Annotated in this window: 6 protein-coding genes; 4 read left to right on the top strand and 2 right to left on the bottom strand. The window is 44.3% G+C overall.

Going from position 1 to position 16061, the window contains the following annotated elements:
• Window positions 1-33: 33 nt before the first annotated feature.
• The 3 genes from QT992_RS14700 to QT992_RS14690 all read left to right on the top strand — a co-directional run bounded on the left by QT992_RS14700 (window position 34) and on the right by QT992_RS14690 (window position 13498).
• On the top strand, window positions 34-12147 hold the full coding sequence (locus QT992_RS14700) for a DUF4114 domain-containing protein (protein WP_333338962.1): 12114 nt from the start codon (window positions 34-36) through the stop codon (window positions 12145-12147).
• A gap of 30 nt (window positions 12148-12177) precedes the next feature.
• Window positions 12178-12459 carry a hypothetical protein gene (locus QT992_RS14695; RefSeq protein ID WP_333338959.1) on the top strand — a complete coding sequence of 94 codons (282 nt, stop codon included), beginning with the start codon at window positions 12178-12180 and terminating at the stop codon, window positions 12457-12459.
• 94 nt (window positions 12460-12553) lie between these two features.
• Window positions 12554-13498: a LamG domain-containing protein gene (locus QT992_RS14690; RefSeq protein WP_333338957.1), complete on the top strand. Its 945-nt coding sequence runs from the start codon at window positions 12554-12556 to the stop codon at window positions 13496-13498.
• A 205-nt stretch (window positions 13499-13703) separates the two neighbouring features.
• Here the strand turns inward: QT992_RS14690 and QT992_RS14685 are convergent, their stop codons facing one another.
• Window positions 13704-13841, bottom strand: a complete 138-nt coding sequence (locus tag QT992_RS14685; protein WP_333338955.1) for a hypothetical protein — start codon at window positions 13839-13841, stop codon at window positions 13704-13706.
• Between the two features lie 173 nt (window positions 13842-14014).
• On the opposite strand from QT992_RS14685, the gene QT992_RS14680 reads away from it, so the two are divergent.
• Entirely contained in the window at window positions 14015-15064 is a 1050-nt protein-coding gene (locus QT992_RS14680; protein WP_333338952.1) for a GNAT family N-acetyltransferase, read from the top strand.
• Between the two features lie 332 nt (window positions 15065-15396).
• Here QT992_RS14680 and QT992_RS14675 read toward each other — a convergent pair whose 3' ends face one another.
• Window positions 15397-15981 (bottom strand): type II toxin-antitoxin system Phd/YefM family antitoxin, encoded by a 585-nt coding sequence (locus tag QT992_RS14675; RefSeq protein ID WP_333338950.1) that lies wholly within the window; start codon window positions 15979-15981, stop codon window positions 15397-15399.
• Between the last annotated feature and the right edge of the window lie 80 nt (window positions 15982-16061).

Here is a 16061-nt window from a genome sequence, read left to right as displayed (position 1 = left end):
TCGAAAACCGAGGTTACTACTTCGGATCAGGCTGTGACACCAGCGGTGACAATTGAAGAGGAAAAAAAGGCGATCGCACCGGTTTCCACTCCGAATGAATCTGTCTCGAAAACCGAGGTTACTACTTCGGATCAGGCTGTGACACCAGCGGTGACAATTGAAGAGGAAAAAAAGGCGATCGCCCCGGTTTCCACTCCGAATGAATCTGTCTCGAAAACCGAGGTTGCTACTTCAGATATAACAGTGACGCCATCGGTGAAAAATGAAGAGAAAAAAGAGCCGATCGCACCTGTTTCCACTCCGAATGAATCTGTCTCGAAAACCGAGGTTGCTACTTCAGATATAACTGTGACACCAGCGGTGACAATTGAAGAGGAAAAAAAGGCGATCGCGCCGACAGCCGCGACTCACTCTGTTTCCGTTTCCGAACCGAAAGCCACGACAATTGAAAGTAAACAAGAGCCGATCGCAACTTCTGTTTCTCCCTCAATCAAAGATGCTGGGGCTTCAGAGCCTACTGTGATGACAGCCGTGGAAACTGAAACGAAAATAGAGGCGATCGCACCGACTTCCACTAATCATGAACTCAATATAAATAAAGATGCGACAACTTCAGAAACTCAGGAAACAGCATCAACTTTAATAGGACTTACCGACGAGGACTCAGAAACCGGGTTTTTCTACGAAAATACTTCGTTGCAGCCCGCAGATTTGGTAAAAAACCCGGTTTCTGCGATCGAAGTGCCTAATTCTTTTTTAACTGAACCTCAAACAAAAACTAATACAAATCTGTCAACTGTCGAAACTACTAACGCTCAAAATCCAGTTATTCTCCCAACTCAAGAAGTCGCTAAATCAGAATTAGATATTCCTACAACTAACTCATTGTCGAATATCACACCTGGAGTATGGACTGTTGGCGAAACGGGTCAAGTCAGCTTTGATTTCCTCGTTGATGGCGGTCTTTATGAGGGAGAAATTGCGATCGTTAATTTATCGGGAATGGAGCAATATCCGCCGAATTCTGATGCTTTTAGACAAGAAGCAGTTAAACGTGCTTTAAGCAGTTCAGAATTGGGTCATATTGCGATTCGCGATCGCCTGGAAGGTGCGAGATTTAGCGGTGAATTTGGCGAACCAAATGTTAATCATGGTCAATACCAAGGTATCAAAACTTTTGCGATGCCACCAGGGGCTAAATTTGCAGTGATGTTAGTTCCTAATGGCACTGTGCAAGAGATATCGGAATCTCCCAGTCTTTGGCAGGATAAAACTCCCCTGTTTTCGATTCCAGCAGCTAATGCCGACAGTCAAGTAATGCTGGCTGATTTCACTGGAAAAGGTAATACTTTTGCTTGGGAAGATATACCAGGAAACCAGGCCGATCGCGATTTTAATGACTTAATTTTTGCGATCGATGGCGCGACGGCTAACGTACCAGAACTCGCAGCAAATGTCAATGCCAATACTCAATGGCTGGAGTCAAAAGCAGGCCAGGAAATTTTAACTAAGTCCTTAGTTAACGATAAGCCTCCTGCGATTAAACCCGTTGTAGATTTTGCCTTAACTCCAGCACAACCTACCCGCCAAGTTGACCTCGCTCAAGTGTTTTTTGACCCCGAAGCTAGCACTTTAAAGTATGAAGTGGTTGAGGGTAACAGTGCCTCTTTAGTTGTTAGTTTAGAGGAAGATAAGTTACAACTGATAGGATTGCCACAATCGGGCGTTACTGATGTCGTAATTCGGGCAAAGGATGCAGCAGGTAATTCTGTCATTCACAACTTTTCAGTTACTACTAGCAATCTCAGTACGGATTCCATTGCTGCTGTCAATACTGCCCTGACAGATTTAACGAAAGTCATTAATCAAAATTCGGCAAATTTCAGCGAAGGTTTGAGCAGCGAAGCAGCCACAGAATCCCTGATCAATCTCACAACTTTATTAGAGCAATATCCCGATGCCCTGCCGCTGTTCAATAAACCAGATTCTCTGGCTAAGCTTGGCATAAGCGACAGCAATATTCCCACTCTCCGACAATTACTGCAAAGTCCAGAAGTGGGAGCGGAATTCGGGCTATCAGTGTCTTTAGGGGAAGCTTTAAGCCAGCCTGATTCCACGGTATTTGATGAGTTTTTGCTGAATGCTGATGAGGCTATTTCTCTGCTGCCCTCTGATGCTAAGCAGCCGAAAGTTGGATTTATTGACTTTACGGAGGGAGAACACGTTCAGCGAGTTACTTCTGCATTTTCCTCGATTAATTCTCTGGCTAAGTACGACACTTTTACCGTCAATCGGGGGGATTGGGCTGAGCAATTGAGGCGGTTTGTAGATGGGGTGAAAGCAAATGGTGAAAATCGGGCGATCGCCAATCTCAGTTTCGATTTATCCCAATTAGATGATATCGGCATTACCACTCGTTACGAACTCACTCCTGAAGAACAAGCAGCGATTCAATATGCCCGCGAAAATAATGTTTTGCTAGTTGTCTCAGCAGGCAATACGGGCGGGGTAATGTCGGCTTTGGGAGCGGCTAGCAAGATATTTGATAACATTATTACTGTCGGTGCTGTCGATCAATTTGAGTCTAAAACTGACTATTCTGCCTACGGTGACGGACTCGATTTAATGGCTCCTGGGGGTTCGTGGGCGAACGATCCTAATGCTTTTGTCGGCACTTCGCGATCGGCATCCTATGTCACAGCCGCAGCTTCTTTAGTTTGGGCGGCAAATCCAGCATTAAGTTTGACACAAGTCAAGCAATTGCTGATAGATACAGCAGCGGATTTGAATACACCTGGATGGGATAAAGAAACTGGGGCGGGTTTGGTAGATGTGAAAAGTGCGATCGATCGCGCTTTGTCAATGGAACCAACTCTAGACCCCGTAAAATCAGGGGGGCAGGTAAGTTTTTTCAGCGGGGAAGGTCGCGTAGAGACTTTAGCTAGACCTGCATCTGAGCCAACTCAAAAGGCGATTTCTGACTTAGAAAAAGCCCAGCAAGATTTACTCGAACAGTGGCAAATCTTAGCAGATTTGGGTAATCCGTCTCTCAACTTGTCAGATTTAGAATCTGACGCGATCGCGAAAATTGCTGATGCTTTGAATAAGTATCAACAAGTGAGCACTGATGCTGGGATTACTGATGCTCACAACCAACAAAGAGTCGAAGAATTAGCCCTCGCAACGAGTCACTATCAAATTGAAAACGAGCGACTGCAAAATCTTTGGACACAGCAAAAGGAACTTGAGGATAGGTTAGCTAAACTTGGGGAAAATAAATCTGCTTTAGAGACAGAGACTCAAAAACTGTTAGAGGGAATTCAAGCACAAATTGCCAAAGCTGAGGCGGATTTGGCTAAAGCTAAAGCTAAATTGCTCAATCCTTTTGCGAATGTTGGCGATAATTTGCAAACAGATCCCGCACCTTGGCGCGAAGCAGCAAATAAACAACAACAATTTGCCTCTAATTTCCAGGCTCAAGCTGCGATTCAAAATGCAGAAGCGGCGAGATTTAGTGCGATTTCTAATAACATTAATCCCCTCCGCTGGCAACCTGTGGGTACAGAAAAAGGCAGATCCGGCCGCCGGCGAGAAATTTGGGGTTGGGCAAATGACCCAAACTTGTCAAGACAGAAAAATCAATCGCAATGGCAATCCCAAATTGCTACTCAAAATTCTCAAAGTTTACAGCAATTATCACAGCAAGCAGCACAGCAGCAAGGTGCTTTAAATCAGTACGCTCAATTCCTAGAAGCAAAACCAACTAATCTCGGTGAAGAAGGTCTCGATAAAGCTGGTAAAGTGCTGCAACTTTTGCAACAACAGGCCGCAGAACAAGCAAAGATTGCTGAAAATTATACCAATTTAGCTGTTATTGCTGGGTCGCGCCAGCAACAAAATCAAATTCAAGCTAATTGGCACAATTCTAAAATTAATCGTTGGCAACAAGTAGGTACTAAACGTACTGGTCGTTCTGGAAAAAATACCGAACCTGTTTATGGATGGGTACACTATCCCGAACATATTGGGCCGCGGGATATGGCTCAACAATTAGCTAATCAAGCTGCTTCTGAGTCGCAAGCTTACGCACAGTTGGCGCAACAAGCACAGCAACAAGCAAGCGCGCTGCAAGAACAGGCAAGAAAGTTAGAAACGGGAATTAAAGATTGGCCTGTTTTGAAACAGGGAATTGACTATGAAATTGCGGCGGATGCGTTGCGCTTGCAAGCGGAAAAAGATTTGTTTGCTTTGCACGATCCGGTACAGCGGCAAAAGTTAGAAACGCTACTTCAAGAAATCGATCTAGCTGAAAAAGAACTGCAAAGAGTGGAAAATGAAAAGATTCCCGCGCAACAGCAGTTAACCGATTTAACCGAAAATCGGTTGAAAGAAAGTCAGGCTAAGTTAGAGGCAATTCAAGCTGAGAAAGCTGAAGCTGCGAAGAATTTGCAAAACTTCTTAGAAACTGCTGGTTTCTTGTTGCCTTATCGCGAGAGGTTGTGGGCGGTTGACAAACAAATTGAGAAGTTAGAATCGGAACAACTGAATGCGTTCAAGACAATGCTGGAGTTGCAGAATCAATTGCAGAAAAATCCTAGCGAGAGTTTGCAGCAACAGTTGGATAACTGGGCAAGTTATTTGCAGAATTTAGAGCAAGAATTGGCTTGGGCTAAGTTGCAGCGCAACCAATTAGCAATGGCTTTGGCTGATTCGCCGGAACGATTGGCGATCGCATCTTTAATTAATGATTTTGAACGGGAACAGCAAAAACTTAAGGCAACCACACAAGGGGCAACCACGGGGGGATTGCCCCTACAGAGATACCTTGATTTCCTGCACGGTGTCGAGGGAAGTAGCGCGAATTTCCTCGCCGGGTTTGATAATTTAGATAGTCGTTTAACTCAAGGAAAAACTGAGCAAGCACAAACAGATAAAGCTCTGGCTGTACTCAAAAAAGAATATCGCGAATTGGGTTTGAAGAAAGCAGATTTAGAAGATGTTCAGATTCCGGCTAAACAAAAACAAATTGTTGATAAAAACAAGGAAATTGAAGGGACGGAAAGTGCGATCGCCCAAACTCAATCCAGTTTTTCGACAATTTCCGCAGCACAACTGACGGATATCCCAAGTGCGATCGCCTCTACAGATGCCGCAATTCAGCAGCAAAAATCTGCGGTACAAGGCTATCAAAATCAAATCAATCAAGCCTTTGCTACTGCTAACTCATTGGAACAGCAACGGCAAGCTAATCAAAATGCAGCTAATTACTGGAACGGTCAGGTTTATGTGTTTAATGCCGATGCTTATCTAGCTTATTACCCTGACGTTGCAAAAGCCTTTGGCTGGAACGGACAATTAGCTTACTGGCACTATCTCTCCTATGGCAGATACGAAGGACGATTGCCTAATCCCCAAGCAGCCGTCTATCGAAATAATCATCAAGGTGCTGCTAATTCTTTTGCACAACAGCGAGATTTAGCTACCTCAAATGCACAACAACTCAATGCCACTTTGCAGCCTCAAATTGCCACTGCTCAACAGCAAATAAGCACACTGGAAACAGACAGAAACCTTTTAGTTCAGCTATCACAATTAAATGCTCAACTATCGCAACAACAACAGCAGCGGGATACTCTTGTCCAAGATTTAGAAAAGCTGAATCAACTCAAAGCTGATACCGAACAAAAACTGATTGACAAATATCGAGAAATTGAACTTACCAGTCAATACTTGGAGCAAGTGGAAGGTGAAGTCGATCGCCTGCAAAGTCGCCTCGATGTTCTCAATCGCACTGGTGTTTTACAAACTAAGTATCAGCAGGATTGGAACGCATGGCAGCAAGCAAATCAAACTCAAGTAACTGCCACTGAATCTTTATTGGCAACTCGTCAAGCTGGAGCAGCAGACAGGCAACAATTGGCAGATTTGCAGTCACAATTAAAGCCTGTTCAAGATAATTTGCAAAAAGGTCGATCGCTCCAAACATCTCTTGCCGATACTCAACAAGCTCTCGCTTTTACAAACCTGCAAATCGGCAATCAAAATTTAGTGATTCAAAGTGCGATCGATAACGATGCTGGACTCGCAGCAGCGGAACGAGCTTACTTGAATTTAGCTGAAGCAAGTCGGCAAAAAACCTGGTATTGGAACGGCAGTGCTTGGGCTTACAATGCTGGCGAAGCTGCGGCCTATCGCAGTCATTTGCAAGCAGCTTCATTTATCGCAGATGAGCGGAACAAACTGTGGCAACGCCGTCAAGAAGCAGCTAAAAAAATTAACGAACTCACTCAGAAAGCCGCCGAACAACAGTCACAAATTGCCACTCTTAACTCCCAGTTACAAGCGCTGGGAGGAGTGCCACAACTGGAAGCGGAGTTTAATCGGGTACAAAGTGCGATCGCCTCTGTGAATCAGCGCTTGCAACCCCTGCAAGATCGAGAAAACCAACTAATTAAAACCATCCAAAATGCAGCATCTCAGGCCGCAAATCTGGCAGGAGAACTCGCCCAAACAACTCAATTAAAATCAACAGCACTGCGTCAGTTAATTGGTTTGGGAATGCTGGCTTCTGAATCCGATGTTGATTTCTTTGCTACACAAGTCGAGCCGCAAGTCAATAATCATTTGGAAAAACTGCGCGGTCAAGGCCAGGATTTGACAAATCAAATCAATAGCATTAATGAATTAGTTGCTGATTGGGAACAACAACTCGCCAATACAACAGATCCGGTGAGTCAGGAATATCTGAAGAATTTGATTCAATTATCAAAATCTCAGCTTAGTAGTTTAGAAGCATTGCAAGCATCGAGTCAGACTGCCGCTGACGATTTAGAAAAATTGCTGAAACAGGCAACAGAAGCGCTGCTTCCCTTGCGGCAAAAGCAAGAATTAGAAATCCGCCAGAAGCTAGAAAGCAATGAAAATCGCCTCAATGCTTTGCAGTCTCAACTCAATTCCGAAAACGCGGCTGAGGCGGCAATTAAAGATGATACCGTGCTAGCTCATGCCCAACTTACTGACCAAGTTCGTCAAGATTTAACTAATAGCGTCAACAACACAACTCAAGACCTATTAGAGGGCAACCCGATGACTAAAAAATTGGGTGATAATCAGCAAAAATTGTCTGAATCTGTTGATAATTTGATAGCTGAAATTAACGATCGATTTGCTGAACCATACGGTGACTATCAGCGGAGTGAGGCGAATCTGGAGGACGGGATTAAGACTCTGGGGGTTGTGGAAAATCTCGCCGATGCACTTGATGGTAGTGTTACTTCTACTGAGCAAGCAATTGAGAAAATTAAACTCCGCATTAAACAGGATGATGAGTTGTGGCAAGAAATTGCTCCTATTGCGATTCGTTACGGTGTTGAGTCGCAGGAATTGAAGGATTATCAAGCACAAATACAGGCAATTCTAGGTTCCAAAACATCTCATACAGAGATAGATGCAGCTACTAAAGAATTAAGAGCGCAATTCCTCAAAGACCATCCTGAAAACGGTACAGCGATTAATTTGTTGCAAGGAGCAACTTTAGAAGGACGTAGCCCAAATCAGCACATATCCAACTTGTTAAATTCAACAGTGGATACATTGCTAGCTGCTGATGCTGTCGAAGGGCGAAATCCAAATCAAGCGCTATTTGATAAAGCAAAAGCCGAACAAGCATCACACGAAGCGCAAGGTTATGCGGCTTTAGCACAAGCGGCTTGGTACGAACAACAAGCGGCTTATAATTGGGCGGTCAGTCGCAAAAATGGCCCTTACTGGTACGAGCAACGCTGGGTTAAAAGACGCTCTGGAAAAGGTCATTGGGAGACTGTTACCCATGTTGACCATAATTGGATTCTTTGGAGTCAATATTCCCAAATATTTCCCCAGTTGCGGCAACAGGGAATTGCACATCTCGCAGAAGCCGATAAATGGCGCAAGGAAAAAGAGCGAATCGAACCATTGGCGAAACAGTGGACTGAGGCAAATAATGCGGCCAATGAAGCCCAACCTCCTGTTAAAGAATCCCGCGATTTCTTTGCACAATTAGAAGAGGCTCGCAAGTCGATTCCTGGTGACAAAATTCAATTAGAATTCTTAGAAAATCTGTTGCCAACGCTGAAGCAACAGTTAGAACAAGCCGAGGCTGAAGCCGCCGCTCAAAATGCTAAAGTGCAGCAACAATGGGAAGAATACGATACTAATTCTGAGGAGTATCGCGCTGCTGTTGCTGATATCCTGGCACGTCGCGGCGAACTGAACAAACAAGCCATAGAAACTCAGCAACAAATTGCTGATGTAGAAAAATGGGTTGAGCGGCAAAGTGTAGCCCTAGCACCGGAATTAGCAGGCACGAAAGCGCTAATTGATTCCCTGAAACAGCAACAGCAAGCAATTACTAATCAAATTGCCGAATTTGTCAAACAAGGTGCTACTGTAGATGGTTTGCAAGACTTATACAGCAAAGAAGCACAGTTAAAACAAACCTTGCAGCTACTGATAAATAAAGCTGCAATCCTCACCGCCCAGCAAACCGCGCTGACTCAAAAACGCACGCTGTTAACAGCACAAAACGAGGTAATTCTTGCCGAACAAAGGTTACTCGATGCCTACACCAAAGACCCCGATGCCGACACTAGCAATTTGCAGCAACAATTGCAAGATGCCCGCGCTGCTTTAGCCGAAGCCCAGCGTTTAGCAGAACAAGCTGAAGCTGCTAGCAAGATTCTCACCGCACCATTGCAACAATTGAAGGAAGATTTGTTGGTGCAAAATGACGAACATCTCAAGCAAGCGAGGGAAAATCAACAGATTCTGAAAGCGCTGGTAGAAGCAACTCAGGCGAATGCTAACTACACCCTGCAAGCTGCACAAAAACAGCAAGAAGTCAACTATTTAGAGTTCCAAATTTTGCAGCGATTGCAGCAAGCAACTGACGCGGGTTTCAAAGAAGCGAAAGCGCTGTTAGATGTAGCTAAGCACAACGATATGGCGACGGCGGCAGAGATTTACTATCGCGATTACAGCGACTTAGCAGGCGATAAAGGCAATAGCTCTAGCCCCGGTTTAGCTAAGCCAGAAGACCGAATTTTAGCAGACCGATACTATCAGGAAATGCTGAATAACCGGGAGTTACAGCGCCGCGCTCGATCGCAAGCTGATGCCTTTGGGGCGACGAGAAAAACCGCCGAGGCGCAGATGAAAACGCTGCAAACACAGCAAGAAACCGCTGCTAAATTGTTGAGCGATTTAAATGACAAAATTGCCACTACCCAGGAGGAAAAGGAGAAAAAAGAGCAGGAATTAGCCATTGCTCAAGCTCGTCTGGATGGCATTACCCGCATCCGCGAACAAACGGAACAAACTTTTATTCAGTTAGTAACCATTGAAAAACTGAATTTAGCCCAAGCGCAATTAGAGCAAGAAATTGCCGAATCGCGCCAGCAGGGAATTGATGAAGCTGTACAAGCGAGGATGGAACGAGACAGAGTAGAAACGGCACGTCAGAGAACCGAAACTGTTGCCAAAATCGAACTGTTGCGGCAATTGCAAGCGGAAGATAATCTGCGGCAATCCTTAAATCAGGCGCGGGGAAATCTGGGAATGACTACCCTGGAAGCAACGGACGATCCGGTGCAATTGCAAACACAATTAGCGGGACTTCTCGCATCGCTGAAAGATTTGGAAACTCAGCAGCAATCTGATTTACCAGCGGATTTGAAGGCGTTGTTAGCAGAAGCGCGGGGTGATATCCATGAAGCGCTGCAAGGGAAAGAAGCAGCCAATATTCAGGAAAATCTGCTGAAGGCAATGGAGGGCTTAATTGGACAAGTTCAACAGTACAAAACTGAGATAAATCGCATTGATTTAGAGGAACAGTGGGATACTCAGTTGTTGCAAACTGCCGAGACGGATTTGCAAGGTGCTTCTCAACAATTGTTGAAAGAGTTGCAGCGTGCTGAGGAATTATCGGGTGAAAAGCAGGTGATTGAGCCGCTGTATATGGAGGCTTTGACTAAGGTTGCTTATGCGGAACAAGCGGTGGATATTTCTGAGGATTTGGCTAAGCAGTCTAAGGAGATGTTGGACCAGATTATTAAGCAGCGGGTTGCGGAACGGAAGGCTCGGAAGAAGGCTTTTTGGAATAAGATATTGGGGATTATTTCCCAAGTTACGGGGATTCTCAGCACTGTTTTGATGATTCTCTCTCCTGCTTTTCCTGCACTGATTCCCTTTTCTATTGGTTTAGGTGCTGTTAGTGGGGCAATTAATACGATTCAAGCTGTCATAAATGGTGACTGGATGGGAGCGATTTTCAGTGGCATTATGACGGGTTTAACTGCTATCAGTGGCGGTTTAGGTCAGATGGCGAGTCAAACTGCAAAAACCGCAGCACAGACGATTAAAACTTTGCAAACTATCGCTTCTGGTGCTTTCGCTGGGGCGCGATCGCTCATGTCGGGCGAAAGTGTGATGGGTTTCTTGCAAATTCTCGGTAGTGTGGCGAGTGCTGCATCGGCGGGGATGAGCAGTTTTATCAATCAATGTAGCGGCACGCTACAGAAAGTTATGTTGTCTGTGGTGCAAAGTTTGCAACAAGCACCGCAGATGATTTATGGCGGTATTAAGTCGATTCAAAGTGGGGATTGGTTGAATGCGATCGGCAATTTCTTTAATGGGGCGCTCGCGATCGGTCAAAGTTTTGCTGGTAATTTTAATACTGCTGTTGCTGGGATTTTGGAGAAAGTCAGTAATGTTGGTAATACCGCTTTGTACTTGGGTAATGCGATTAAGAATGGTGGAATTGAGGGTTGGTTGTCTGGTTTGAATGGCATTTTGGGTCTTTGGAAAGATGATCTCATGGGGATGGTTGATAAGATTTCAGGGAAGGATGAGTGTGAGGTTTGCATTAACGACTATTTAGATGAAGATGTGGAAGATGAAACAGACGATCTGTTACAGGATGGAGATAGTGAAACTTTAGAAGACGATGCAGGTTTAGATCCTCCAGAGAAACCTGAAACTTTTGACGATCTGCTCCCAGAGGCAAAAAAGAAAAAACTGCCTAAGATGTTAGAAGAAGCATACGCGAGAGGAGAGTTGGCTTTTTATACAGATCCAGAGACCGGATTACCGTGGGATTCGATCGACCAGCAAGAAGGTAATCAACAACCTGAGATTATTCTCAAGGGGGAAATCACGTCCGGCAACTCCACATCCGGTAACTCCTACGAATACAAAATCAAGGCTGGTGATACCCTTTGGGACATTGCACAGGAAAAACTGGGTGATGGGAGTCGGTGGGACGAACTTCGCAAAGCAGATGGCAGCACATTTACTGAAGAAGAGGTTCGTCATCTACAGATTGGTCAAACGGTTTATCTGCCAAAGACTAATCATACCGAAAAAGAAACATCGGGTACACAGTTTTCTTCTTTTGCATCGAAACCTCAAAATGGTAACTCATCAAATTACAGCCCAACATCAAGTATTCCTAAGTCTAATTTATTACCTGAGTTTGAGAAGAAAATCACGGTCAAAAGTTTACCGAAGCCGTTACCTACTGTAATACCTAGTGAAAATGGGTTCGTCATTCTCGTTTATGAGGATTCAAAAGTGCAGGGTAAAGTCAAGGGGTGGGCTAAAAACTCTCCGAATAAAGTGGGCTATTCACTGAACGACAAAAACTCCTTGTCTATTTATGTAGAGCAGAAGAGTGACAGACTAGAAGATGTATTGGGAACTGAAATCTATCGCCGTGTTAAAAACAGCTTTCCTAAGACCAAAGTAGAGCTGGACAACAATGGCAAACTCAACACAGAAGTTTCATACTCAATGGGAAGTAGTGACATTATCGACAATAGATTGAAGCTATACCCTGGTTCAAACAAGTTTGCTCTGTCAACGGAAGTTATAATTCCATACTCTAATAATTCTTTTAAAGCTGAAGGAAAAGCCGGATATGAATTAACAGGTCGCTATTACACCATACCAATACCGCCCGAAACTTTAAAGGTGGCTGCTATTGGAACTGCTGGAACGATTACCCTGTGGGCAATTCTTAACAATTTGAGTGGGGTTGGTATTTTGGATGATGTAGCAATGTTAGCACTTGCCCGTTATCTTTACCAGTTTGGACAGTCGGTTGCTAAATAAGCACATGGCTATCCTCTTTACAAGCAAGTCTTGATCGCCCCCAGCACCCCACCCGATCGCCCTTGGCAAGAATTTCAACAAACAGAAACCTTTGCGATCGCCAACCAACTATCCCAACAGATAAAGATGATTTATTGGCCAATTACCCAACCCACGATCGAAGTGCGATCGCTTTTACCTGAATATCAAACATTATTTTCTATGATGGTAGAGCGAAGCATTCCCCAAATTCAATTATTGATCTTATCAAACAGCGATCGCTACTTCTGCCCCATCCAGTCAAAATGCAGACCGAATGTAATTTTTTGTTGAATCTCCATAAAAATTACATTAATTTTCACAATAATAGAACTACCTAGTTCTAACGATCGAACAACCCCAGAGTAGTCCAAAGGAGTGATTTCTGATGAAAAAATTTTTGACCCTGGCAGTATTAATACTGGCAACACCAATAATAACTCAACAAAGTGAGGCATTAGCTGTTACACTAGGCCCACTTCCCAGAGATGTTATTTACTCTGCTGAGGGAACTTTCAAGCGCCCAAACATTTTTTTCAATAATCCAACGGACACCATCCAAATTTCTGGTCAGACGGTGCTTGGAAACGAATCTACCTATGAAGCTCGCATTTACTTTCCTAGTGGCATTGGTGCTTCTGGGTTAGTTTTTAATGAATTCAAGATGAACTTAGAAGACAAAATATTCGCTGCAGGGCCAAATAGTTTGTTTGGTTATAATGATATAGGTCTGCCTTGGCAGTTGGGTGGCGTAACAAGTACAACACCGTTCGCACCTGATACTTGGCATCATATTGCGTTTGTACAAGGTGGAGGTACGCAACGCCTCTATCTTGATGGTCAAATAGTTGGTAGTATCTATCGTGCTGGAGACATTAGGGATTCAGATGGCGGTGGCTTCTTGGGTGCGATTTTCCGAGACGATCCATCAAATATATACGATCAATTGGTGCCTAGCTTTATTGGACACCTAGATACATTTCGTATTTCCAATGTGGCACGATACACTGGCAATAGCTTCGAGGCCCCCAAAGAAGACCTCACCTCAGATGCAAATACCCAGCTTTTGTACAACTTCATCTTAAAAGATTACTTTCAGCAAGATGGCGATACTTGGGTATCAGACCTAAGTGGTAATGGTCGTAACGGCAGGTTTGGTAAAGGTTTTGCAGGTGCAACTTCACCTAGCATCGTAGTTCCTGTTGACTCCCAAGAAACCACTCCCGTACCTGAGCCAATTTCTACATTGGGAACTTTAACGGGATTAAGTTTAATGGGTTGGATGCGTCAGCGGAAAAACCAGAAGAATATTCAGGTGTCGAGGGAAGATTAAGAGCAATTGGTAAGAGCAATCGCCCTTTCAAAAGATGCGCGATCGCCCCCTTTTCTTTCTGCAACTTACGCAAAGTCCATCTCGTGGATGACATGAGGGCAATCGCCTTTCCCAAAAATTAGGCGATCGCTCCTCTCCCAGAAACCGGGTTTCTGCGCTCACTTTTGCATCCCCACCGAGATATTTAGGAAGAAACCCGGTTTCTTTATCCCCGTGCGATCGCCCTTCTCCCAGAAACCGGGTTTTTGGCGGTTTTTGCCTGCTGTAACCAAGTATTTTCGTAAAAACCCGGTTTCTGGCCACCCCTCCACACGCCAACTAAAGAAACCGGGTTTTTCAGCATATTCAAGGCTGTAACCAAGTATTTTCGTAAAAAACCGGTTTCTGGACTCCCATCGTAAGTCCCATATATTAACTTTTGTTACAAAAACTCGGCTTTTGCGTAAAAATACCCCGCGAAATCCCAATACACAATAGAAGGCTTTCACCTTTGATGCAAATTCACCCCCAAAAACTATGACAGCCGCAACTATGCCGATCGCCCCCATCGCCCCTTACAGCCACCGTCTAGCCACCGCAGAAGACGCAAAGGATCTCGCCCCCCTCTGGCAAGCATTCGCCGCAGAACGCGAATCCATCGACCCCTCAATGCTGGTCAAACCTAACTTCGACTTTGAAAAATACGTCACCAACCAACTCGAAAAACCACTTTCTTTCTGCTGGTTATTAGAACATAGCGACAGCATTATCGGCTGTCTATTTATCTACTATTACGACGAAGCCCCGCCCGCCAGTCTCCCCGAATACTTGATTCAACAACACAACATTGAAAATCCGTTTCAATCCCGCCGCGTCGGTTCCGTTTTGGGGATGTACGTCCAGCCAGAACATCGGAAATCCGAAGCAATTCAAATGCTAGCAAAAGCAGCTATCGCCCATGCTAAAACCATGAAAGTCAGCGATATAGACTTGCTAATTGCTGCCGATCGACCGGGCCTTCAAGCCATGTTGCAGCGGGCTGGATTTACCAAAGCCGCAGTGCAATATACCCGCCATTATGACATTGCAACTGATGCTGAATTACCGAGTTTGCACCCGCCCCATCCCGAATTGCCCGATGTCGAATTGCCTGCACCGAGAGCAATTCCGCTACGCCATCCCCAAACTAACGAACTCCTTCGCAATTCTCAAGGAGAACCTGTTTTCTTGATGCCCTTAGTTGATGAACAAGGTGAATTACTGAAGTCATCTAGCGGTCAACCTATTTACCCGGAATTGTTGCTCGATCCCGCAACTAATTCTTGGGTTATTGATGGGGAAGACAAATTAGTGGCTTGTCCGCTTTTGCGGGATGAAAATGGACAAATAGTCGAGAATCAAGACATTGTTCAATTTTATCGTCCTGCTTACCAAATTATTGATGGAAAACCTGGTCTAATGCGAGATGAGACTGGTAATTATGTTTTTTGCGATCTCGAACTGGACAAACAGGGTAAAATAGTGAAAAGTCCTGATGGCTTTCCCATTTTTAAACAGCCGCAAATCCAGATTAGGACTTACGCATAAATACCAAAGAAACCGGGTTTTTTACCAGTTTGTAAGGCTGGGATGCAAGATTTTTCTAAAAAACCCGGTTTCTGCGTCCAGGAATATCATGAATTATATCAAATCCGGTTGCATCGTCCTGGTATGGGCAGGGCGGGTTTATATAATTGGTCGATACTTATTAAATATCTCGGCGAACCCGCCCCTACAAAAATTTATATAATACTAGGACGAATCAAACGGAAATGATATTACGCACTCCGACGAAAGAAACCGGGTTTTTTACCAATTTTTAAGGCTGGGATGCAAGATTTTCGGAAAAACCCGGTTTCTGCGTCCAAAACTATACTTATTCACATCAGGATCGCCTTTCGCTCAGCTATGACATAATCCGGCACCCAAAATCTATCTACAGACATCAGAATAGCTACAGGCATAAAAATATCAACATCGTTTCCCATCTCTTCTGTTGGCAGCAAGCCAAACAATTCATCATCTTGGTTAACGTATGCTAAGATATTATCAAAATCCTCTAAAAGTTCGTCCGGGTATATGCAGTGGATTCCTCTCTCATCTTCATAATATTCCTCTTCTTCAGGCAAGAATTGTGAAGGTTTGAGTTCGGCAATCAAATAATCTAGTTTGTGAAATTCTGCTTCAGGAACGATCGCCGCTACATCTTCCCCGGCTTGCTGTAAGAGAATCCGATCGCCCTTGAACATCACTCGTTTAATTGTGGCGATCGCATTTTGGCAAAATTCCTCAACAGTTAACCGGAAAAACCCCTCGCAGCCGTGAAGCGCAGCTATCCCGCTCTTAATCGCCCGTTTTCCCCCCGCAGCCTCGCCCACAACAGAATTTTGACAATTATCCAGGACGAGCGGTAAAATCACAGGTACGATCGAATTATTGTCAGCAGCATTAAATCCTTCAGTCATTAGTTCCCAAAATTTACACAATTGTTGACAATATTGCACAATAGATAAAATTGTAAATATATAGCACCTGCGTTTTTTTT

The sequence above is a fragment of the Microcoleus sp. T3_D1 genome, from assembly GCF_036700405.1.
Lineage (GTDB): Bacteria > Cyanobacteriota > Cyanobacteriia > Cyanobacteriales > Microcoleaceae > Microcoleus.
This window is presented reverse-complemented; position numbering and strand designations above follow the sequence as displayed.